The following is a 21,328-nucleotide window of genomic DNA, read 5'->3' on the forward strand; positions in this document are numbered from 1 at the left end:
CTGCTCAGGCCGCGTCGCGAACTTTCTCGATGCGCGAGCGGATCGCCTCGATCATCGTCTCGCGAATGACCGTTTCGCCATGTGTCTCGCGCATATGGTCGACGGCGCGGCGCATGACCTCGGCTTCCTCACCGGCACGCGTGTGCCACTCACAGCCGGGAACCAGCGAGCCGCAATGGAATTCCTTCATGGGATTTTCTCCTTTTCCTCCTTGGAGCCTGTGCCTCTCATGGGCACACGAAGCTCCGCCATCTCTGTTCCGCGCCCTGTCACAGCAGTCGGTTTCGGGGGCGCGCACGGGGGAGTTAGCATAACACGGTTCCACGAGTTTGGTTGCCGTGGGGGCGAAAAAGGCGGAGCAGCGCTGCTCCGCCCCCTCTTGCCAGGCTAAGCCAAGGCGAGAACGTTCGGTCTTGTCCCGATCACTTCTCGATCTTGACGGACTCGGCAACCTTGTTCTTGCCGCTCATGTCCCAGGAAACGCGGACCTTTTCGCCTGCCTTCAGGCCAGGATCCTTGAAGGTCTTGGGCAGCGTAAAGGTCGATCCATCGTCCAGAACGAGGCTCATGGCCGTGCCATCATAGGTCTTGACCGTGCCCGTGGTGTGCTTGACCGCGGCAAAGGCAATCGAGCCGGAAGCGAGAAGGGCAGCGGCGGCTGCCGAAACAATGAGCTTTCGCATGTAATACTCCTGGAAATGCGGGCATCCGTTTGGAAAATGCTCCGCCTTGTTCAGGGCCGTCCGGTAGCGTCGTGTCGCGGTTCGGGACTGAACCGCCGGCGCTTCCCGGCCCGAAACGACAAATAGTCGTTTTATTTCAATTGCCTATTAGACGAAAAAGATAATGGCGATGCCACATTGGCTGCCCAGATTCGGCGAATGGGACGTCAATGCGGCTCACGTTTCGCTCACCGATTTTTTACGGCCACCTGACCTCCGGCGGCAGGCTGGACAGGATCGAAGCGACATTGCCGCCGGTCTTCAGGCCGAAAATGGTGCCGCGATCGTGAAGCAAGTTGAATTCTACGTAACGGCCGCGGCGAATGAGCTGCTCGTCGCGGTCGTCGTCGGTCCAGTTCTCGTTGAAATGGGCGCGAACCAGGTGTCCGTAGACGACAAGGAAAGAACGCCCTACATCCTGGACGAAGTTCAAATCGGCATTCCAGCCGCCTTTCTCCTCCCCCGAATGCAGCCAGTCGAAAAAGATGCCGCCGACGCCGCGCGGCTCGTGGCGATGCGGCAGATAGAAATACTCGTCGCACCAGGCCTTGAATTTGGGGTGGTCGGCGATCGCAGCGTTCTTCTCGCAGGCGAACTGCATGGCTCGATGGAAGGCGACCGTGTCGGGGTGATCTTCCGTGCGGTTGCGGTCGAGCACCGGCGTCAGATCGGCGCCGCCGCCAAACCAGTGGCGCGACGTCACGACCATGCGGGTGTTCATGTGCACGGCCGGCACGTTGGGGTTCCAGGGATGCGCGATCAACGAAATGCCTGATGCCCAGAAGCTCGGGTCTTCCTCGGCGCCGGGCATCTGCTTCCTGAATTCGGGCGAGAATTCGCCATAGACGGTCGAAGTATGGACGCCGACCTTCTCGAAGACGCGGCCGCGCATCATCGCCATGGCGCCGCCGCCGCCCTTTCCATTGTCGCGTTCCCACGGCGTCTTCTCGAAGCTGCCGGGCGACCATTCGGCCAGTGGTCCCTGCAGTTCCTGTTCGATCTGCTCGAAGGTTGTGCAAATGCGCTCGCGCAGCGTCTCGAACCAGAGCCTAGCCTTCATTTTCTTCTGTTCGATGTCGGGTGGCAGGCCTGCCGGTATTTCTGGTCGTTCCAAAATGCTGTCTCCGGTCGCGGCCGACAAAGGACCTAGTGGAGTGAATTTGACATTTGCACACAGCGTGGCGCAGGGCACGATGCAAATGTCAAATTCGAAAACTCCACCAGAAACATAAACTTGCTAGTGGTCCTTGTGATTCCAACATTCGCAACGGCGCCTGGGGATTAGGGAGGCGAATGTTGGAATCGGACCACTAGCCTTTTCCGGGCGCGATCCCTAATCTCTTAGGGGCAAGGGTCAAGTGTCATCTGGTTCGGCCCAGGAGTTCTTTCATGCGCACGCCGGCAAGACCGCCGCTGCATGGCCTGAAGAAAAGGCTCGATCGTTCACGCGCCGAGCGCGAGCGCATGCCGCGTGACGGGTTTTTGCGCGAGACCTTCGTCCTGCCGCGCCCGGATGCGCGGCTCAAGGCCAAGGAATGGTTCGAGCGTTTTCCCAAGCAGGCCTACTGGACCGAGATCGAAAGCTGGTTCGAGCGGCCGGGCGACGTAATCGAATTCACCATACGGCGGCTGCCCGCGGCGGATTAGGATTCCACAAGCAGTCGCCTTGCGCCCGGCCCTTGCGCACTCAAGCGATCTTCCCTGTTTCGCAGCGGGCATTTGTCGATCGACATGCAGCCGCAGCCGATGCAGTCGGTAAGGCCGTCGCGCAGCTTCTTTAGCTGAGTGATCTTGCGATCGAGGTCGTCGCGCCAGCCGGTCGACAACAGGTTCCAGTCCTCGCGCGTCGGGGTACGGCCTTCTGGCAGCGATTCAAGTGCGGCGCCGATCTCGGCCAGCGAGATGCCGACCTCCTGGGCGATCCGGATGATCGCCACCCGCCGCAGCACGTCGCGGCCATAGCGCCGCTGGTTGCCCGACGTGCGGTGGCTGCGGATCAGCCCGCGCGCCTCGTAGAAATGCAGCGCCGACACCGCCACGCCGCTGCGCATGGCCAACTGGCCGACCGTCAATTCCTTTACCGGAGCCATCTCGATTTTCCGCTTGACCTCAACTTAAGTTGAGCTTGTAGCCAGGAAATGTCGATAGGGCAATTGAGGAGAAGGCGATGTGCGCCTGGGTGAGAATGATGCAAGACGCAAGGGCCGTTGGCGATGACGACAACGCGTTGAAGGTTCTAGCCGAGTTGCCGGATGGCTTCACCGGCGACCATGGCGACGGACAGCGCGACGTTGATGCTGCGCGTGCCCGGCTGCATCGGGATCGTCAGCCGCGCATCCGCCGCCTGATGGACAGGATCCGGCACGCCGGCGGATTCGCGGCCGAACAGCAGGATGTCGCCTTGGGCGAAGCTGAAGCCCGTATAGGGGGTCGCGGCTTTGGTGGTGAGCAGCACCAGCCGGCAGGCTTGGCCCTTGCGCCAATCCTCGAAGGCGTTCCAGTCGACATGCCGGGTCAGGGCAGCCATTTCGAGGTAGTCCATCCCGGCGCGCTTGAGCGCTTTGTCGGAGAGCGGAAAGCCGGCTGGTTCGATAATGTCGACGCCAAGGCCGAGGCAGGCGGCGAAGCGCAGGATTGTTCCGGTGTTGCCGGCGATGTCAGGCTGGTAGAGGGCGATGCGGAGACGGTGGTTCATTTCCGCGTCTTTCTAATAAGTGGCAGATCGGCCACAGCGGGTGGCTGGTTTTGGAAATTGCTGGACCTGCGGGTGGCCATTTTCTGCGAAGTCGATTATACCGCACGCATTGTCAACCCGAACCGATGGAGGGGTATTTCATGATGACCATGCACATCCAGCGCCCCTCCCGTGGGCTTACCTGCCTGCTGGCGGTTTCGGTACGACGATTTACCTGATTTCTTAGATCTGATCGCACCGATTCCCGCCGAACCCAATTTTCGGCTCTCGAAGGAATCCTGCGATGTTTTTCAAACGGTCAAAGGGGCCAAGCGCCCCAGCTGAGCATGTCGCGACCGAGGCCTATCCTCGTGTCCCGACGGATGCAATCCGTGCCTCCGGCCGAAGGCCGGCGCACGACATTGCTTCGCCTTTTTATGTCTATTTTCACACGGAGGACGGACCGATGTTCGATCCCTATAAGATACCTGGTTCAAGAAGCCTGCACGAACGCAAGACGGCGACCTGGGCGTTGCTAGTCGGCGAGACCTATTCGTCGGCGGTTCATGCCGAGACGCGCCGGCGTCCGCATCGCGGCATGTTGCCGGATGTCGATTTCTCGCGTGCGGTTCCCGACCACAGCCGGCCGTCGCTGGTGCGCCGGATCATCCGGCTGATCCGGCCGGGCGCGAAAAACCGGACTGGCGGCGGCGTGCCGTCAGCTCAGTCGAAGGCTTCTGTCGGTGAAAAGCCCGCAAGTCCCTATATTGCGCGAAGCAGGACCGATGGCCCGGGTGATTCCGGGCCGTCAGTCCCCGCCGACGTACGGTCTGGGGACGCGGAGCGCCCCGGGGATTTTTCCCGCGCCGCATGAGCGGACAACAGTTTTGTGAGCATCACTATGTTTAGCTGGTTTGAAAGAAGGCTCGATCCGTTCCCCGCAGCGGAACCGGTCGAGCCGCCGAAGACGCTGGTTGCCTTCTGCGTGCATTATACGCGCGGCGCCTGGCCATACATCATCGTCGACGCGGTGCTGGTGACGGCGATTGCCATCGCGGAAGTGTGGATGTTCGGCTTCATGGGCCACATCGTCGACTGGCTGTCCGGGCAGAACCGCGAAACCTTCCTGCAGACCGAGAGCTGGAAGCTCGCCGGCATGGCCTTCGTCGTGCTGTTCGCGCTGCCAGGTACAGTATGGCTGCATTCTTTGCTCAACCAGCAGACGCTGATGGGTAACTACCCCATGCGCATCCGATGGCAGGTGCATCGTTATCTCTTGAAGCAGTCGATGAGCTTCTACCAGGACGAATTCGCCGGCCGCATCGCCACCAAGCTGATGCAGACGGCACTCGCCGTGCGCGAATGCGTCATCAAGGTGATCGAGGTGCTCAATTACGTCATCGTCTATTTCCTCGGCATGCTGTTCATCGTCGGCTCGGCCGACTTGCGGCTGGCGGCACCTCTCGGCGTCTGGCTGCTCGGCTATATCGGGTTGTTGCGCTATATCATCCCGAAGCTGGGCAAGGTCGGCGAGGCGCAGGCCAATGCGCGCTCGACGATGACCGGCCGCGTCGTCGACAGCTACACCAACATCCAGACGGTCAAGTTGTTTTCCCATGCACGGCGCGAAGCAACGTTCGCCAAAGAAGGCATGGCAGGCTTCCTCGACACGGTCTACCGGTCGATGCGGCTGGTGACGGTGCTTTACGGGCTGCTCTATATCCTCAACGCGCTGCTCCTGTTTTCGGTGACGGCGCTGGCGCTGTGGCTGTGGCTCGGCCAGGCGGTGACGATCGGTGCCGTCGCCGTGGTCATCGGCCTCGTGCTCCGTATGTGGGGCATGTCGCAGTGGATCATGTGGGAAATGTCGAGCCTGTTCGAGAACATCGGCACGGTGCAAGACGGCATCGCCTCGATCTCGCTGCCGCGCCTGGTCGAAGACCGGCCGGGGGCGAAGGACATTGCCGTCACCAAGGGCGAGATCCGCTTCGACGACATTCGTTTCCACTATGGCAAGCAGAAGGGCGTCATCGAGAACCTGTCGCTGACGGTGAAGCCCGGCGAGAAAGTCGGCATTGTCGGGCGCTCGGGTGCGGGCAAGTCGACGCTGGTCAATCTCCTGTTGCGGTTCTACGACCTCGAGAACGGCCGGATCCTGATCGACGGCCAGGAGATCGCTTCGGTGACGCAGGATTCGCTGCGCGCGCAGATCGGCTTGGTGACGCAGGACACTTCGCTGCTGCATCGTTCGGTGCGCGACAACATCCTTTACGGGCGGCCCGATGCGACGGAGGAAATGCTTGTCGAGGCAGCCGGGCGGGCCGAGGCGCTGGAGTTTATCGGCAGGCTTTCGGATCACACCGGACGTAAAGGGCTCGATGCTCATGTCGGCGACCGCGGCGTCAAATTGTCCGGCGGCCAGCGGCAACGCATCGCCATTGCTCGCGTTATGTTGAAGGACGCACCGATACTTATCCTTGACGAAGCGACGTCGGCGCTGGATTCCGAAGCCGAGGCCGCCATCCAGGAGAATCTCTACAAGCTCATGCAAGGCAAGACCGTCATCGCCATTGCGCACCGGCTGTCGACCATCGCGGCGATGGACAGGCTCGTCGTCCTCGACAAGGGCCGTGTCATCGAGGAAGGGTCGCACGAGGAACTCGTTGCCAGCGGCGGGCTCTACGCGCAGCTCTGGCAGCGCCAGTCGGGGGGTTCCTGCTCGACGACGGTCCGGTCGATGCCGCCAATGACGCCGTTGCCAACGACATCGGCGTGAAGGGTGAAGCCGCAGAGTGATGACGTCAGCATGATGACAGCCGTCTATCGCTGGTTCGAGGACTGGGTCTATCCGTTCAGGGAGCCGGCGGACCTTCGGCCACCGCCAAGCGTCGGCGGCTTCCTCTGGCACTATGTCGGCCAGGCGAAGTTCGCCTTCTTCGCCATGCTGGTCATCGGCGGCATCGCGCCGCTGATCGAGGCCGGGCTTTTCTACTTCGTCGGGCGGCTGGTCGATATTCTCGACCAGCTTCCCGGTGAACGCAGCTGGGACGCGCTGTGGACCGCCGCCGGGCCTGAGCTTGTTTTCATGATCGCAGTGGTGCTGGTCATCCGCACCGTCGTCGTCGGCCTGTCGGCGCTGGTCAACGAACAGACGATCACGCCGGGCTTCTACAATCTGGTGCGCTGGCAGGCGCACCGGCATGTGTCGCGGCAGTCCTACACCTTCTTCCAGAACGATTTCGCCGGCCGTATCGCGACAAAAGTCTGGCAGGCCGGGCAGGCGACCGGCGACCTGATGGAGAGCTTCATCGAGGTCATCTGGTTCATGCTCATCTATACGGTGACGACCTTGGCGCTGGTCGCCGGGCTGGATCTGCGCCTGGCCGTGCTGGTGGTGATCTGGATCCTCGCGTTCGCCTGGCTGGCCAAGCTCTATCTGCCCTCGATCCGCAGGCATGCCGAGGCCACGGCTGAAGCTGGCTCGATGATCAATGGGCGCATCATCGATTCCTATTCCAACGTGCAGACGCTGAAGCTATTCTCGGCCGACGGCGACGACCGCTACATCAAGAACGGCTTCGACATCTATCTCGATGCACTACGGCCCTTCACCCGCCGGCTGACCGGCGTGCGCATGGCGCTGACGACGCTGTCGGGCATCATGATCACCGCGATTGGCTGCTTTGCCGTCTATCTCTGGGTCGAAGGGTCGATCACCGTCGGCGCCGTCGCGTTCACGCTGTCGCTGGTCTTGCGGCTCAACATGCTGCTCGGGCGCGTGATGATGCAGCTCAACGGCATATTGCGAAATCTCGGCGTCCTGGAAAACTCCAAGGCGCTGATCTCGCAGCCGCTTGGCCTTGTCGATGCGCCGGATGCGAAAGAGCTTGTCGTCGCCGGCGGCCGCATCGAGGTGAAGAATGTCGAGTTCCACTACGGCAAGGGTTTTGGCGTGCTGAATGGCATCGACCTTGTGGTCAAGCCTGGCGAGAAGGTCGGGCTGGTCGGGCCGTCGGGCGCGGGCAAGACGACGCTCGCCAACCTCATCTTGCGCCTCTACGACCTCGAGAGCGGCAAAATCCTGATCGACGGGCAAGACGTCGCCGAGGTGACGCAGAACTCGCTGCGCGCCAATATCGGCGTGGTCAGCCAGGACACGGCGCTGTTCCACCGCTCGCTGCGCGACAACATCAAGCTCGGCATGCCGGACGCGACCGAGGCCGAGGTGATCGCGGCGGCGAAGAAGGCCGAGGCGCACGAGTTCATATTGGGCCTGCGCGACAACCGGGACCGTACCGGCTACGAGGCTTTTGTCGGCGAGCGCGGCGTGAAACTGTCGGGCGGCCAGCGCCAGCGCGTCGCGATCGCCCGCGTCTTCCTCAAGGATGCGCCGATCCTGATCCTCGACGAGGCGACCTCGGCGCTCGATTCCGACATCGAGGCGGCGATCCAGGAGAATCTGGCCAGGCTGATGGAGAACAAGACGGTCATCGCCATAGCGCACCGGCTGTCGACCATCGCCGCGCTCGACCGTCTTGTGGTGCTGGACGGAGGCCGCATCGTCGAACAGGGCACGCATGACGAGCTGGTGGCGCTCGACGGGCTCTATGCGCGGCTGTGGAAGCGGCAGTCCGGCGGCTTCCTCTACCACGAGGAAAGCGTGCTGGAAGAGACACGGCCGGCGGAGTAGGGCATGGCAGCGTCGCCTGATATCGGCTACGTCCTCAAGCGGCTACGGCCAACCGCGCCGGCCTTCGATGCGCTGAAGGAGGAGAGCCGGCTGGAAGGCTACTGGATGCTGGTGCGGCTGGCGGATGGCTGGGCGGGCGGCCGCAACAAGTTCCTGAAACGAGGCGAGGCGCTGTTTGGTGCATGGCATGGCCGAGAACTCGCTGGTGTGTGCGGGTTGAACATCGATCCTTATTTCGAAGGCAGGGACCACGGCCGGGTCAGGCACCTGTTCGTCAGCGCGCGTCATCGCCGCAGCGGCATTGGCCGCATGCTGGTCGAGACCGTCATTGACAGGGCACGTCAGCATTTTGCCGTGCTGAACACCCGCGCGCCACAAGAAGCCTTTGGGTTCTATGAACGGCTTGGCTTCCAGCCGGTGGTGGGCGAAGAATTCGTCACGCACCGCATGATGCTCTCTCAAGACAGAAAAGGAGGCTGAGATGTCACTGCGTCCGCCATCCCTAGGCGCCTCGGCTGCCGAAGCCGCGTTCGACGCCCTCGGCCATGAGATACTGGCTGAAAAGGCCGCAGCGCTCGGCCGTGCCGGCCAACGGGTCGAGGAAACGCTGGCCAAGCTCCGTCAGAACAACGACGACGAGGAGCAGCGACTGCGGCTGCTCAAGGAGGCTGCCGCAGCGGTGCACGCCTATTTCATCCAGCGTGAACTCTGCGGCCTGCGCCGGCATGAGTCGGTCATCCGCGAATACGATATCCCAAGGGCCGTGCTGGTCAGGCTCGGTGCAAGCTAGAGGTCATCAGCCGGCAACAATCATTCCAGCCATTCGGTGATGAAGCTGCCGTTTTCGTGGATGTCGGTCGTTTCGAGCGGGCCTGGGCCGAGATTGGTGAATTTGTGCGGCGTATCAGGCGGCACGATCAGGATCTGGCCGGCCGTGGCCTCGATCTGCTGGTCGCCGATCGTGAACAGGCCGGTGCCTTGCCGGATGATGAAGATTTCACAATAGGGATGCGTGTGCAGGCGCGGGCCGCCGCCAATCTCTTCCTGATAGTTGAAAATCAGGCAGGAGTTGGAGTCGTAGGCGCCGCATTGCAGTTCGCCCTGCCAGCGGCCGGGCGTCCTGGTCCAGGTCTCGCGGTCGATGATGTGTGCCATAGCCTCTAACCCTTCGTCGGTATCCAGGGGTTGAAAAGCTTCACGCCGGTGCCTTCAAAATCCTTGGTGTTGCGGGTCACGACTGTCAAGTTTTTGACGAGCGCGGTAGCGGCTATGAGGGCGTCGCGCTCCGGCTTTGGATCGGGAACGTGGAGGTTTGCGCAACGCACGACAACAGCCTTGTCTATGCTCAATATCCGGTCGTCAAACTGTGGAATGAGTGTCTGATCCAACCACTCACGGTACATGGTGGCCTGGCGAGTATCCTTCCTCGACAAGAGCAATGTTCCGATTTCGAGTTCCAGGATCGAAATGACCGACATGAAAAAGCTGGCGATGTCGTGGGTCTCTGACCAGGCCAAAACGTTGCGATCGGCCTTGTCCCGACGACGCAGATTCGAAACGACATTGGTGTCAAGAATGAACATCAGTCGAGTTCGGGAATCTTGAAAAACGGTCCTTCCAGGCGAGGTGGTTCCCAGTCGAAATCTGCTTCGGGGCGATCATCGGCAATCGCGTCCGCGAGGCTTCTCGGCTTCTTCTCTAAACGCTGATATTCCTCCATCGACATCAGCACATGGGAGGGCTTGCCGCGGTCGGTAATGATGACCGGCCCGTTCTTGGCTGCCCGTTTGGCATGCGCCGTGTCCTGGTTGAATTCACGGCTCGACATGATGGTTATCGTCTTCGTCGAGATATTCATATCAACACCTCCATCCGGAAGATGTAGACATATTGCTACATTCGGCCAAGCTCGTCAAATTTCTCTTCGTGCGGAACGCCCGCGACAATCTGCCCTTGTGGCCTCAGCCCGCTGGACAAAAACGGGCTTCACGCATAAACCGAAATCCAAATGCCGGAGGAATTCGCTAGCTTGTTCGCCATGCGCTGTCGGGCCGGCGCGATGGAGCGGGGACAAAGCTCGGCCGCCGGCTCGGAAGAGGCGAAAGGATCAGGCACCCGTGAGCGCAACCGACACCCAGGATCCCAACCGTCGTGATTTTCTCTACGTCGCCACCGGCATGGCCGCAGTGGTTGGCGCAGGCGCCGTTGCCTGGCCCTTCATCGACCAGATGCGCCCTGATGCCTCGACGCTGGCGCTGGCCTCGGTCGAGGTTGATGTCGCCTCGCTGACGCCTGGCATGTCGCTGATCGTCAAATGGCGCGGCAAGCCGGTCGTGGTGCGCAATCGCACCGAGCAGGAGATGAAGGACGGCGAAGCCGTGAACCTTGCCGATCTCAAGGATCCTATTGCCCGCAACGCCAATCTGCCCGCCGATGCGCCGGCGACCGATGCCAACCGCACCACGCCCGGCAAGGAAGCCTGGATGGTGATGGTGCAAGTCTGCACGCATCTGGGGTGCATTCCGCTTGGCCAGGAAGGCGATTTCGGCGGCTGGTTCTGCCCGTGCCACGGTTCGGTGTACGATACCGCCGGCCGCATCCGCAAAGGCCCGGCGCCGGAAAACATGGCCGTGCCGGTATTCAAGTTCATTTCCGATACCAAAATCCTTATCGGTTGAGGCAGGGGATAATTCGATGAGCGAGGGACACTCGACCTATACGCCCAAGACCGGTATCGAACGCTGGTTCGACGCCCGCATGCCGCTGCCGCGCATGATCTATGACAGCTTCATCGCTTATCCGGTGCCGCGCAACCTCAACTATGCGTGGACCTTCGGCGGCATCCTCACGATCATGCTGGTGGCGCAGATCCTGACCGGTATCGTGCTCGCCATGCACTATACCGCCGACACCAATCTCGCCTTCAATTCGGTCGAGAAGATCATGCGCGACGTCAATTCCGGTTGGCTGTTGCGCTACATGCATTCCAACGGCGCCTCGTTCTTCTTCGTCGCCGTCTACATCCACATCTTCCGCGGGCTTTATTACGGCTCCTACAAGGCGCCGCGCGAGCTGCTGTGGATCCTCGGCTGCATCATCTATCTGCTGATGATGGCGACCGGCTTCATGGGCTATGTGCTGCCCTGGGGTCAGATGAGCTTCTGGGGCGCCACCGTCATCACCGGCTTCTTCAGCGCCATTCCGCTGGTCGGAAACTGGATCCAGGAACTGCTGCTCGGCGGTTTCGCCGTCGACAACCCGACGCTCAACCGCTTCTTTGCGCTGCACTATTTGCTGCCGTTCATGATCGCCGGCGTCGTCGTGCTGCACGTCTGGGCGCTGCATGTGGTCGGCCAGTCGAACCCGACCGGCATCGAGGTGAAATCGAAAACCGACACCGTTGCCTTTACGCCCTATGCGACCATCAAGGATGCATTCGGCATGATCGTGTTCCTGTTCTTCTTCGCCTATTTCGTCTTCTACCTGCCGAACTTTCTCGGCCATCCGGACAATTACACGATCGCCAACCCGCTGAAGACGCCGGCCCACATCGTGCCGGAATGGTACTTCCTGCCGTTCTACGCGATCCTGCGCGCGATCACCTTCAACATCGGGCCGATCAACTCCAAGCTCGGTGGCGTGCTGTGCATGTTCGGCGCCATCGTCATGCTGTTCCTGGTGCCGTGGCTCGACACCTCCAAGGTGCGCTCGGCGGTCTACCGGCCCTGGTACAAGCTTTTCTTCTGGCTGTTCGTCGCCGACGCTGTCCTGCTTGGCTGGCTTGGCTCGCAGCCGGCGGAAGGTGGCGGTCTGTTGACCCTCCTGATAGGTGAGGTCTCGGGCAACTACGTTGGCTACGCTCAAGCGGCGACACTGTTCTACTTCGCCTTCTTCCTCGTCATCCTGCCGGTGCTTGGCCTGATCGAGACGCCACGCAGACTGCCGAATTCGATCACCGAGGCGGTGCTGGAGAAGAACAAGGGTGCCGGAGGGGGACATCCGGCCGGTGCGACCGCGGCGCCGGAAACCAAAGGCTGAGTGAGAATCTAAGGGGATTTGGCATGAAAAAGATTCTCACCTCGCTCGCCCTGCTAGGCGTGTTTGCCGCTGGCATCGGAGCCGTCGGCAGTGTGGCGATCGCCGCTGAAGAGGCGCACAACGCGGCGGCACCGACGCATTTCCCGATCCACGAGCCGAAGGAGATGGACTGGACTTTTGCCGGTCCGTTCGGCACCTACGACAAGGCGCAGCTGCAGCGTGGCTTGAAGGTCTACAAGGAAGTCTGCTCGGCCTGCCACTCGATGAATTTGGTGGCGTTCCGCACGCTAGAGGACCTCGGCTATTCGGAAGCGCAGATCAAGTCGCTGTCGGCTGAGTACACCATCCATGATGGACCCAACGATGCCGGCGACATGTTCGACCGCCCGGGCAAGCCGTCCGACCATTTCCCGGCGCCGTTCGCCAATGAGGAGGCGGCTGCCGCTTCCAACGGCGGCGCTGCCCCACCGGATATGTCGCTGCTGGCCAAGGCGCGCGGCGTCGAGCGCGGCTTCCCGCGCTTCGTCTTCGACATCTTCACGCAATATGCGCAGGGCGGCCCGGACTACATCCATTCGCTGCTGACCGGCTACGACGAGACGCCACCTGCCGGCATGGTGATCCCCGAAGGCACCCACTACAATCCATACTTCATGTCCGGCGTGTCGCTGAAGATGCCCAAGCCGCTCTCCGACGGCCAGGTCACCTACGATGACGGTTCGCCGCAGACGATCGACCAGTATTCGCGCGACGTCTCGGCGTTCCTGATGTGGGCGGCCGAGCCGCATATGGAAGACCGCAAGAAGACCGGCTTCCGCGTTCTGGTGTTTCTGCTTCTGTTCGGCGCGCTGATGTATCTGACCAAGCGCAAGGTGTGGGAAGGCGTGGCGCACTAAGCCGCATCTTATTCCTCGGAAATGGAAAGGGCGTCTTCGGACGCCCTTTTTGCTTGCCAAACCGGGCATGGTTCGCATCTTGGCGCAGCAGCCGTCCAGTAAGAAGTCCGTTGGCACGGCGCCATGCGATTGGTATTGCACGCGCGCCCGGCGGATCGCCGGCTAAAGGGGCATTTGGGATCGATGATGCGGCTACGCGACTGTCACAACTTTTCCGATTTCCGGCGCATGGCCCAGCAGCGGTTGCCGGGGCCAATCTTCAACTACATCGATGGCGCGGCCGACGACGAGGTCACCTACCGCCGCAACACCGAGAGCTTCGAGCGCTGCGACCTCGTTCCCAACGTGCTGCGCGGGGTAAGCGAGATCGACATGTCGGTGACGGTGATGGGCCAGAAGCTGGCCATGCCCGTCTATTGCTCGCCGACCGCCTTGCAGCGGCTGTTCCATCATCAAGGCGAGCGCGCGGTGGCCAAGGCTTCGGCCAAATTCGGCACGATGTTCGGCGTGTCCTCGCTCGGCACTGTCAGTCTTGAGGAAGCGCGCAAGATCAGCAGCAGCCCGCAGGTCTACCAGTTCTATTTCCACCGGGATCGCGGCCTCAACCGGGCGATGATGCAGCGGGCGAAAGCGGTTGGAGTCGAAGTGATGATGCTGACCGTCGACAGCATCACCGGAGGCAACCGCGAGCGCGACAAGCGCACCGGCTTTGCCATCCCCTTCAAGCTCAACCTTGCCGGCATGCTGCAGTTCGCGCTGAAGCCGGGCTGGGCGATCAACTATTTCACCCATGAGGGGTTCAAGCTGCCGCAGCTCGACGAGCATGTCGACATGGGCGGCGGCACGATGTCGATCAGCCGCTACTTCACCGAGATGCTCGATCCGTCGATGACCTGGGACGATGTTGCCGAGATGGTCAGACTGTGGGGAGGTCCGTTCTGTCTCAAGGGCGTCATGTCGGTGGAGGATGCCAAGCGCGCCGTCGAGATCGGCTGCAGCGGCATTGTGCTGTCCAACCACGGCGGCCGGCAGCTGGACGGCTCGCGGGCGGCGTTCGACCAACTGGCCGAGATCGTCGATGCCGTCGGCGACAGAATAGACATCATCATGGATGGCGGCGTGCAGCGCGGCACCCATGTGCTGAAGGCGCTGTCGCTCGGCGCCAAGGCTGTTGGCGTCGGCCGCTATTATCTGTTCCCCCTGGCGGCGGCCGGACAGCCGGGCGTCGAGCGGGCGCTGGAGCAGATGCGGATCGAGATCGAGCGCGGCATGAAGCTGATGGGCTGCAGTTCGATCGAACAATTGTCGCGCAACAACCTCCGTTTCAGGTAATCTCGACCCATGAAATCCTCGCTCGAAGACACGCTGCTCGCCGCGATCCGCACCATTCCGGACTACCCCAAGCCCGGCATCCTGTTTCGCGACATCACCACTTTGCTCGGCAATGCGCGCGCCTTCCGCCGGGCCATCGACGAGCTGGTGCATCCCTATGCCGGGCAGAAGATCGACAAGATCGCCGGCATTGAGGCACGCGGCTTCATCCTCGGCGGTGCGGTCGCGCACCAGCTTTCGGCCGGTTTCGTGCCGATCCGCAAGAAGGGCAAGCTGCCTTACGAGACGGTACGCGTCGCCTACAGCCTGGAATACGGGCTGGACGAGATGGAGATGCACAAGGACGGCGTTGCGCCGGGCGAGAAGGTGATCCTGGTTGACGACCTGATCGCGACCGGCGGCACGGCGGAGGCGGCGGTCAAGCTGCTGAGGCAGATCGGCGCCGATATTCTTGCCGCGTGCTTCGTCATCGACCTGCCGGATCTCGGCGGACGGGCGAAGCTCGAAGCGCTGGGCGTGCCGGTGCGGACGTTGATCGGGTTTGAGGGGCATTAGGGAGTAGGGAGTAGGGAGTAGGGAGTAGGGAGTAGGGAGTAGGGAGTAGGGAGTAGGGAGGGAAGCTCCGCATTCCGTGCAAGGAGCAGCACCCACTGCTGCCTAATCCCTACTGCCTAAAACCTACCCCTACCCAGCCTTCACCAGCACCGCGCTGTCGAACTCCAGCACCTTGTCGCCCGTAGAATCGAATCCTTCCGAGCGCAGCGCGAGCAGCCGCCAGCCGGGGCGGGTGGCGAGCGGGCGGTGGGACAGGGCCGTGCGCATGAAGGTGACGGTTTCTCCGGCATAGACCGGCTTTGGCCATTTCAGGTTCCTGAAGCCGGGGGAGGGGCCGAATTCTGGTACCGGGCCGGGTCCGGTCCATTGAGAAGCGTCCATAGGATTTTTGAGATTGAGCTTCATCCAGGTGGCCGCGGTGTGCCAGCCTGAGGCGCAGAGGCGGCCGAACACGCTTTTCTTTGCGGCCTCCTCGTCGACATGAAAGACCTGTGGATCGTATTTGCAGGCGAACGCCTTGATCGCCTCGGTTTCGAATGTGTGCGAACCGAGGTTGATGGTATCGCCGATGCGGAAGAACGCGTCGAGGCTCATGCGCCGGCCTCGCGGGTCAAGAACATGACAGTGTTCTCAAGTTCGAAGACGCTTTCACCGCGCTGGTTGAACAGTTCGCTGCGCAAGGTGACGAGGCCGAGCTGAGGCCTGGATTTCGACAGGCGCCTGGCAAGCACGCTGGTGCTGCCGGCCAGTGTGTCGCCGGCCAGCACCGGCTTCTTCCATTTGACCTGGTCGATGCCGGGCGCGCCTTGCGCGGTCGAGTCGAGCAGGAAGGCGTCGCACAGCATGCGCATGAAGATCGCGCAGGTGTGCCAGCCGGAGGCGGCCAAGCCGCCAAGGATGCTGGCCTTGCCGGCGGCTTCGTCGAGATGCATCGGCTGCGGGTCGAATTCGGTGGCGAATTCGATGATTTCGGCCGCACTCACCTGCTTGGCGCCGAGGTCGATCGATGCGCCCTCGGTGAAATCCTCGTAGGCCCAGCTTTTTGCGGTCATGATCCCAATCCGGTTGTACGATCACCGGGCATCCGGATGCCGTCCGGGCGGCGTTTGGTCAAGCGAATTCTATTGGGCCTACAACCAGCCGCGGCGGCGGAAATACCAGAACGGCAGGATCGCCGACAGGATCATCAGGCCGATGGCGAAGGGATAGCCGAGCTCCCATTTCAGCTCCGGGATGACGTCGAAATTCATGCCGTAGATCGAAGCCACCAGCGTCGGCGGCAGGAAGATGACGGCGGCGACCGAGAAGATCTTGATGATGGCGTTCTGCTCGATCGAGATCATGCCGAGCGTCGCGTCGAGCAGGAACGAGATCTTCTGCGACAGGAAGGTGGCATGGTCGGCGAGCGACAGCACGTCGCGCGATACTGTCTTGATGCGGGCGCGGACGTCCTTGCTCATCTTGATCTGGGTCGCGACGTGGGCAAGGAAGCCGGTGAGGCGCTGCAGCGAGATCAGGCTGTCGCGGATCGAGGAGGCAATGTCTTCCTTGCGGCCTATGGCCTTGAGCAGTTCCTGGAAATCGCGATTGCGCTTGTTCACCTTGGTCGACCGCGCCTCGAAAATGTCGCGCGAGATCGTCTCGATGTCACGGCCGGCGCGTTCGAGAATATCGGCTAGGCGATCGACGATCGCCTCCAGCAGGCCGATCAGGATGGTGTTGCCGGTGGTGCAGCCTGTCGCCACCTTCTCGGCGCGCAGCGGAAAGGTCTTGAACGCCTTCGGCTCATGATAGCGGATGGTGACCAGTCTCGGGCCGGCAAGCACAAAGGTAACCGGTGACATCAAGGGATCATCGATTTCGGTCTGCGCCGGCAAGGTCGCGGTCATGAAGTAGGCGCCGTCCTCGATGTAGAGGCGGCTCGAAATCTCGATCTCCTCCATCTCCTCGCGCGTCGGGATGGCAACACCGAGCCAAGTCTCGATCGTTGTTTCTTCTTCCTTGGTCGGGTTGAGAAGGTCGGCCCAGACGACCTGATCGCCATTGGCCACGAGATCGTCGGCGGGGCGCAGGCGGTCATTGTCGACGACGAAGGCCTTGATCATCGCCGCTCTCCATTGGTTGAGCCCAAGAGGTTCCGTTCGATAGCGATGGGTCTTGCACGCGCGGCAGTTCCCACGGCCACGGCCAATCGGATGCAGAGGGCCTTAGACCCGGTGCCAAGGGCAGTCAAGCGAAGCGGCAGGCTGGCTCCTCCACTTGACGCAGCTGTGATCGGCCGCGGTCAGCGCGCGAGCCGCGAGATGCCTCGGCGTCTCAGGTGTTGAACTTGAACAGCAGGACGTCGCCGTCCTGGACGACATATTCCTTGCCTTCGTCGCGCGCCTTGCCGGCTTCCTTGGCCGCTACTTCGCCGCCCAGTGTGATGTAGTCGTTGTAGGCGATGGTCTGGGCGCGGATGAAGCCGCGCTCGAAATCGGTGTGGATGACGCCGGCCGCCTGCGGGGCCTTGTCGCCCTTGTGGATCGTCCAGGCGCGCGTCTCCTTCGGCCCGGCGGTGAAATAGGTGATCAGATGCAACAGATCGTAGCCGGCGCGGATGACCTTGTTGAGGCCAGGCTCGTCGAGGCCGAGCGAGGACAGGAACTCCATCTCTTCCTCGTCGGAGAGCTGGGCGACTTCGGCCTCGATCGCGGCCGAGATCACCACGGTGCCGGCGCCTTGCGCGGTCGCCATCTTTTCCACGGCCTTGGTGTGCTCGTTGCCGGTGGCGGCGTCGGCTTCGGCGACGTTGCATACATAGAGCACGGGGTGCGAGGTCAAGAGGTTCAGTCCCTGCAGGATGCGCAGGTCTTCCGCTGAAATGCCGTTGAGCAGGATGCGGGTCGGCTTGCCGGCCTGGAGGAGCTCGAGTGCGGCCTCCATCATCGGCAGCACGGTGGTTGCTTCCTTGTCCTTGCTGCCAGCGCGCTTGCGGATCTGCACGATGCGGCGCTCGAGGCTGTCGAGGTCGGCGAGCATCAGCTCGGTCTCGACCGTATCGGCGTCGGCGACAGGGTCGATCTTGCCCTCGACATGGGTGATGTCGTCATCCTCGAAACAGCGCAGCACATGCACGATGGCGTCGACCTCACGGATGTTGGCGAGGAACTGGTTGCCCAGCCCTTCGCCCTTGGAGGCGCCGCGCACCAGGCCGGCGATGTCGACGAAGGAGATGCGGGTCGGGATGATCTCCTTAGACTTGGCGATCGCGGCGATCTTCTGCAGCCGCGGATCAGGCACCGCCACCTCGCCGGTGTTCGGTTCGATGGTGCAGAACGGATAGTTGGCGGCCTGCGCCGCCGCCGTCCTGGTCAACGCGTTGAAAAGCGTCGACTTGCCGACGTTGGGCAAGCCAACGATGCCGCATTTGAAACCCATGTGTCCGGTCCTATCGGGAAACTAGAAATTTGATGAGGGCTATGGGCGATAGGGGTGAGCAACGTCAAGCCCCGCGGTCCCGATCCTATCGACGCTCAGTCCTTCTTGCCGAACAGTTTCTTCAGCATGGCGGCCATAGGGCCGCTTTCCGGCAGCTTGGCCGGCGCCTGCTGTGGCCGTGCCTGGCGGATGTGGCTTTGAGCCTTTGGACCTTCAGCCTTCGGCGCCTTGGGCGGCGGCCGGTCGTCGTCGCTGGTCGGCACCAGCTTGTCACGCAGGGCCAGAGTAATGCGGTTCATGAAGGAACTATCGTCGCCCTTGGCCAGCAGCCCGGCATCGTCGGCGATGGTGTCGAGCAGCACATCCAGCCACTCGCGATCGGCCTTGGCGAAGTCGCCGAGCACATGGCCATGCACCATTTCCCGGACGCCGGGATGGCCGACGCCGATGCGCACGCGGCGAAAGTTCTTGCCGACATGTTGGTCGAGCGAGCGGATGCCGTTGTGGCCGCCGGCGCCGCCGCCGACCTTGACCCGCAATTTGCCGGCCGGCAGGTCGATCTCGTCATAGAAGACGGTCAGCGCCTCGGGGCCGAGCTTGTAGAAGCGCAAGGCTTCGCCGACCGCCTGTCCCGACAGGTTCATGAAGGTCTGCGGCTTGATCAGCAGAATCTTCTCGCCGGCAATCGTGCCTTCGGCGATCAGGCCCTGGAACTTCTTCGACCAGGGCGAAAACGAATGGCGGCGGGCAATTGCGTCCGCCGCCATGAAGCCGACATTGTGCCGGTTATCAGCGTATTTCGCGCCCGGATTGCCGAGGCCTGCAAAGACAAGCATCGTGAACTCCAGGCCCGAAAATTACTTCTCTTCGGCAGCAGGAGCCGCCGCTTCGGGGGCTGCCGCTTCCGCCGTCTCTTCCGTCTCCGGCTTCATCGCCGAGGAGCCGGCAATGGTCGCGATGGTGAAGTCGCGATCGGAGATCACCGGCTTGACGCCGGCCGGCAAGGTAACCGCCGAGATGTGGATCGAATCGCCAATGTCGGCGCCGGTGAGATCGACGGTGATGAATTCCGGGATCGCATTGGCCGGGCAGTGGAACTCGACTTCGTGACGCACGATGTTGAGCACGCCGCCGCGCTTGATGCCGGGCGACTTGTCTTCATTGATGAAGTGGACAGGCACGTCGACGTTGACCTCGGTGTCCTTGCCGATGCGCAGGAAGTCGACATGGACCGGGAAATCCTTGACGGGGTCGAGCTGGAAATCCTTGGGCAGAACCTGGATTTTCTTGCCGTCGACATCGATCGTGGCGATCGTGGTCAAAAACCCGCCGCCATGGATTTTGTAGAAGACGTCCTTATAGTTCAGCGCAATCGCCAGGGGAGGCTGTCTGTCGCCGTAGATAACTGCAGGCACTTTACCGTTGCGGCGAACTGCACGGGCGGACCCCTTACCGACCTGTTCGCGCGCTTCGGCCTTGAGCTCGTAAGTATCGTGGCTCATGGCATTTCCTTTCGCGTTTTATGGAGCGTTTGCGGTGCAGTGTGCCTGGACCGTAAACGTCGAAAGCCGCCAGGCCTGGATGTCCGAATGCCAGAAACCGCATACGCGGAGCTTTGTTCGGGATCACAAGGGAAGGCAGCCTTCCGCCGCGTTGCCTCCAAGGGTGTCTACGCGGGTGGCGGCTCTATAGCGGAAGGCGGGCAGGCGTGCAAGCCATGGCGGGCAAGGGCGGCCGATGCCTGCGTTGGGCGCCGCATTGCGCTCAGGCCGGCAGGTCGGTGGGCGGATTTGATCCGTTTCCCTTGGCGCCACCGAGCGTGGACAGAGCGCTCAGCAGTTTCGTCCGGTCCTTGCCGATCATGAGCACGCCGCTGTCGGGCGCCAGCAGCGCCGAGAACGGCAGCATGGCGGCGCCGATCGAGGACGCTTCGGGGCCGAATTGCCCCGGCACGATCTCCGGCGCCACGATGCCGATGGCGCTGGCCTGGTTGAACTGGGCCTGCACCCTTGCCAGCAGTTCGAGATGGATCGGCCTGGGCAGGATCGAGTCGAGAACGATGGCCTCGATATCGATGATGGAGGTGATGGCGATGATCGCCTCGACCAGCGCGCTCGCGCAATCGTCGATCCATTCGAACAAGGGCGCGCGCGCCTCGGGCGGCAACGGATCGAGCTCTCGCACGCGGTTGATCACCACGCCGCGCGACCTCAGGTGATTGACCAGCACATAGATCGAGGCGCGATGCAGCAGGCTCTGGTAGCGCGCCGGTTTGGCCGCGACCGAATCGAGGCTCGAGGGCGAGACCGGCAAGGGCCCGAGTGCTGCGGTGTTGCCATGCGGGCCGGTATGGACCCTGCCGCCTTGCACCAGGCCGCCGCCGACGAAGGTGTCGATCGAGATGTGCATGAAATCGCGGAAGCGGGCGCCGGCGCCCTGGACAAGTTCGGCCAGCGCCGCCGACGTGGCGTCGTTTTCCACGAACACCGGCGTCTTTGCCGGCGTGGCAAAGCATGTCGTCAGGTCGATCGCTTCCCAGCGGCTGCCGAGATCGTCGGGAAAGCCGAGTTCCTCGCTCCAGCCGCCGAGGAAATAGGGGGAGGCAATGCCGACGCCGACGATGCTTGCATCGCCAAGTCCGTCGACGAGTTTCTCGAACGTGGCCAGCGCCATGTTGCCGGCCTTCAGCACCAGATCAGGATCGGGGAAGCGGTATTCGTGCGACTCTCTTGCGCGGATTTCACCGGCGAAGTCGACCAGAACGGCTTCCAGCGCACGCCGGCCGATCTTGATGCCGACGCTGTAGATGCGTTCTGGTGTCAGCCGGTAAAGCGTGGAGGGCGATCCGCGTTGCCCGAACCTTTTCCCCACTTGCTTTACGAAACCGGAGGATTCGAGGCCGTCGACGATGGCAGCGACCGCCGCCGGCGTCAGGCTTGCCGCGCGCGCCAGATCGGACTTGGACGCTTCCTTGAGGCGGCGGATGGCGTCGAGCACGAAA

25 protein-coding genes and 1 pseudogene are annotated in these 21,328 nt (G+C 62.2%); 11 read left to right on the plus strand and 15 right to left on the minus strand.

Translation table 11 applies throughout. The features are described 5' to 3' along the window. Positions 1–4: 4 nt before the first annotated feature. From NL532_RS10665 to hemF, 3 genes are all read right to left on the minus strand, one after another. A complete protein-coding gene (locus NL532_RS10665; protein WP_023670013.1) occupies positions 5–190 on the minus strand; it encodes a DUF1059 domain-containing protein in 186 nt (61 codons plus the stop codon). Between the two features lie 232 nt (positions 191–422). After that, positions 423–683: a DUF1344 domain-containing protein gene (locus NL532_RS10670; protein WP_023686144.1), complete on the minus strand. Its 261-nt coding sequence runs from the start codon at positions 681–683 to the stop codon at positions 423–425. A 238-nt stretch (positions 684–921) separates the two neighbouring features. Further along, positions 922–1,836 (minus strand): oxygen-dependent coproporphyrinogen oxidase, encoded by a 915-nt coding sequence (gene hemF / locus NL532_RS10675; protein ID WP_023695814.1) that lies wholly within the window; start codon positions 1,834–1,836, stop codon positions 922–924. A 275-nt stretch (positions 1,837–2,111) separates the two neighbouring features. On the opposite strand from hemF, the gene NL532_RS10680 reads away from it, so the two are divergent. Then, the gene (locus NL532_RS10680) at positions 2,112–2,369 is read left to right on the plus strand and encodes a hypothetical protein (RefSeq protein WP_023683688.1); all 258 of its coding nucleotides are present in this window, start codon (positions 2,112–2,114) and stop codon (positions 2,367–2,369) included. Here NL532_RS10680 and soxR read toward each other — a convergent pair. Together soxR and NL532_RS10690 are read right to left on the minus strand one after the other, a co-directional pair. Beyond that, positions 2,366–2,812 carry a redox-sensitive transcriptional activator SoxR gene (soxR, locus tag NL532_RS10685; RefSeq protein WP_023691595.1) on the minus strand — a complete coding sequence of 149 codons (447 nt, stop codon included), beginning with the start codon at positions 2,810–2,812 and terminating at the stop codon, positions 2,366–2,368. The genes NL532_RS10680 and soxR overlap by 4 nt on opposite strands. 146 nt (positions 2,813–2,958) lie before the next feature. Continuing rightward, complete coding sequence (locus NL532_RS10690) at positions 2,959–3,417, minus strand: tRNA (cytidine(34)-2'-O)-methyltransferase (RefSeq protein WP_023670018.1); 459 nt, start codon at positions 3,415–3,417, stop codon at positions 2,959–2,961. Between the two features lie 445 nt (positions 3,418–3,862). Here NL532_RS10690 and NL532_RS10695 point away from each other — a divergent pair, with 445 nt between their 5' ends. From NL532_RS10695 to NL532_RS10715, 5 genes and pseudogenes are all read left to right on the plus strand, one after another. Further along, complete coding sequence (locus NL532_RS10695; RefSeq protein ID WP_023705916.1) at positions 3,863–4,270, plus strand: hypothetical protein; 408 nt, start codon at positions 3,863–3,865, stop codon at positions 4,268–4,270. Positions 4,271–4,291: 21 nt separating this feature from the next. Beyond that, positions 4,292–6,192, plus strand: a pseudogene (locus NL532_RS10700) (ABC transporter ATP-binding protein). Positions 6,193–6,202: 10 nt separating this feature from the next. After that, positions 6,203–8,086 (plus strand): ABC transporter ATP-binding protein, encoded by a 1,884-nt coding sequence (locus tag NL532_RS10705; protein WP_023705914.1) that lies wholly within the window; start codon positions 6,203–6,205, stop codon positions 8,084–8,086. A gap of 3 nt (positions 8,087–8,089) precedes the next feature. Then, positions 8,090–8,566, plus strand: coding sequence for a GNAT family N-acetyltransferase (locus NL532_RS10710; RefSeq protein ID WP_023691590.1), 477 nt, complete (start codon positions 8,090–8,092; stop codon positions 8,564–8,566). Between the two features lies 1 nt (position 8,567). Beyond that, a complete protein-coding gene (locus tag NL532_RS10715; protein ID WP_023691589.1) occupies positions 8,568–8,876 on the plus strand; it encodes a DUF6665 family protein in 309 nt (102 codons plus the stop codon). 20 nt (positions 8,877–8,896) lie between these two features. On the opposite strand, the gene NL532_RS10720 is transcribed toward NL532_RS10715, so the two are convergent. The 3 genes from NL532_RS10720 to NL532_RS10730 are packed head-to-tail and all read right to left on the minus strand — an operon-like array spanning position 8,897 to position 9,944. Continuing rightward, on the minus strand, positions 8,897–9,241 hold the full coding sequence (locus NL532_RS10720) for a cupin domain-containing protein (protein WP_023683696.1): 345 nt from the start codon (positions 9,239–9,241) through the stop codon (positions 8,897–8,899). Positions 9,242–9,246: 5 nt separating this feature from the next. Then, positions 9,247–9,669 carry a type II toxin-antitoxin system VapC family toxin gene (locus tag NL532_RS10725; RefSeq protein ID WP_023691588.1) on the minus strand — a complete coding sequence of 141 codons (423 nt, stop codon included), beginning with the start codon at positions 9,667–9,669 and terminating at the stop codon, positions 9,247–9,249. Continuing rightward, on the minus strand, positions 9,669–9,944 hold the full coding sequence (locus NL532_RS10730) for a type II toxin-antitoxin system Phd/YefM family antitoxin (protein WP_023701566.1): 276 nt from the start codon (positions 9,942–9,944) through the stop codon (positions 9,669–9,671). Before NL532_RS10730 ends, NL532_RS10725 begins: the two co-directional genes overlap by 1 nt. Before the next feature lie 259 nt (positions 9,945–10,203). Between NL532_RS10730 and petA the strand changes: the two genes are divergently transcribed. The 5 genes from petA (at position 10,204) to NL532_RS10755 (ending at position 14,907) form a co-directional block, all read left to right on the plus strand. Beyond that, complete coding sequence (petA, locus tag NL532_RS10735; RefSeq protein ID WP_023670027.1) at positions 10,204–10,764, plus strand: ubiquinol-cytochrome c reductase iron-sulfur subunit; 561 nt, start codon at positions 10,204–10,206, stop codon at positions 10,762–10,764. Positions 10,765–10,780: 16 nt separating this feature from the next. After that, positions 10,781–12,124: a cytochrome b gene (locus tag NL532_RS10740; RefSeq protein WP_023683697.1), complete on the plus strand. Its 1,344-nt coding sequence runs from the start codon at positions 10,781–10,783 to the stop codon at positions 12,122–12,124. A 23-nt stretch (positions 12,125–12,147) separates the two neighbouring features. After that, positions 12,148–13,020 (plus strand): cytochrome c1, encoded by an 873-nt coding sequence (locus tag NL532_RS10745; protein WP_023670029.1) that lies wholly within the window; start codon positions 12,148–12,150, stop codon positions 13,018–13,020. Positions 13,021–13,206: 186 nt separating this feature from the next. After that, the gene (locus NL532_RS10750) at positions 13,207–14,352 is read left to right on the plus strand and encodes an alpha-hydroxy acid oxidase (protein WP_023686136.1); all 1,146 of its coding nucleotides are present in this window, start codon (positions 13,207–13,209) and stop codon (positions 14,350–14,352) included. Positions 14,353–14,361: 9 nt separating this feature from the next. Beyond that, positions 14,362–14,907 (plus strand): adenine phosphoribosyltransferase, encoded by a 546-nt coding sequence (locus NL532_RS10755; protein ID WP_013529989.1) that lies wholly within the window; start codon positions 14,362–14,364, stop codon positions 14,905–14,907. Positions 14,908–15,036: 129 nt separating this feature from the next. On the opposite strand, the gene NL532_RS10760 is transcribed toward NL532_RS10755, so the two are convergent. From NL532_RS10760 to NL532_RS10790, 7 genes are all read right to left on the minus strand, one after another. Continuing rightward, entirely contained in the window at positions 15,037–15,501 is a 465-nt protein-coding gene (locus NL532_RS10760) for a MaoC family dehydratase (RefSeq protein ID WP_023828124.1), read from the minus strand. Then, entirely contained in the window at positions 15,498–15,959 is a 462-nt protein-coding gene (locus NL532_RS10765; RefSeq protein WP_023670033.1) for a MaoC family dehydratase, read from the minus strand. The genes NL532_RS10760 and NL532_RS10765 overlap by 4 nt, the downstream gene beginning before the upstream one ends. A gap of 78 nt (positions 15,960–16,037) precedes the next feature. Next, positions 16,038–17,012: a magnesium/cobalt transporter CorA gene (corA, locus tag NL532_RS10770; protein WP_023686134.1), complete on the minus strand. Its 975-nt coding sequence runs from the start codon at positions 17,010–17,012 to the stop codon at positions 16,038–16,040. A gap of 211 nt (positions 17,013–17,223) precedes the next feature. Next, the gene (ychF, locus tag NL532_RS10775; protein ID WP_023701570.1) at positions 17,224–18,327 is read right to left on the minus strand and encodes a redox-regulated ATPase YchF; all 1,104 of its coding nucleotides are present in this window, start codon (positions 18,325–18,327) and stop codon (positions 17,224–17,226) included. 95 nt (positions 18,328–18,422) lie between these two features. Further along, positions 18,423–19,163 carry an aminoacyl-tRNA hydrolase gene (pth, locus tag NL532_RS10780; RefSeq protein ID WP_023737808.1) on the minus strand — a complete coding sequence of 247 codons (741 nt, stop codon included), beginning with the start codon at positions 19,161–19,163 and terminating at the stop codon, positions 18,423–18,425. Positions 19,164–19,184: 21 nt separating this feature from the next. Then, positions 19,185–19,829: a 50S ribosomal protein L25/general stress protein Ctc gene (locus NL532_RS10785; RefSeq protein WP_023686131.1), complete on the minus strand. Its 645-nt coding sequence runs from the start codon at positions 19,827–19,829 to the stop codon at positions 19,185–19,187. 262 nt (positions 19,830–20,091) lie between these two features. Then, entirely contained in the window at positions 20,092–21,324 is a 1,233-nt protein-coding gene (locus NL532_RS10790) for an ROK family transcriptional regulator (protein WP_245260363.1), read from the minus strand. Between the last annotated feature and the right edge of the window lie 4 nt (positions 21,325–21,328).

Origin of the sequence: Mesorhizobium sp. C120A, from assembly GCF_030323105.1 — a bacterium.
GTDB lineage: Bacteria > Pseudomonadota > Alphaproteobacteria > Rhizobiales > Rhizobiaceae > Mesorhizobium.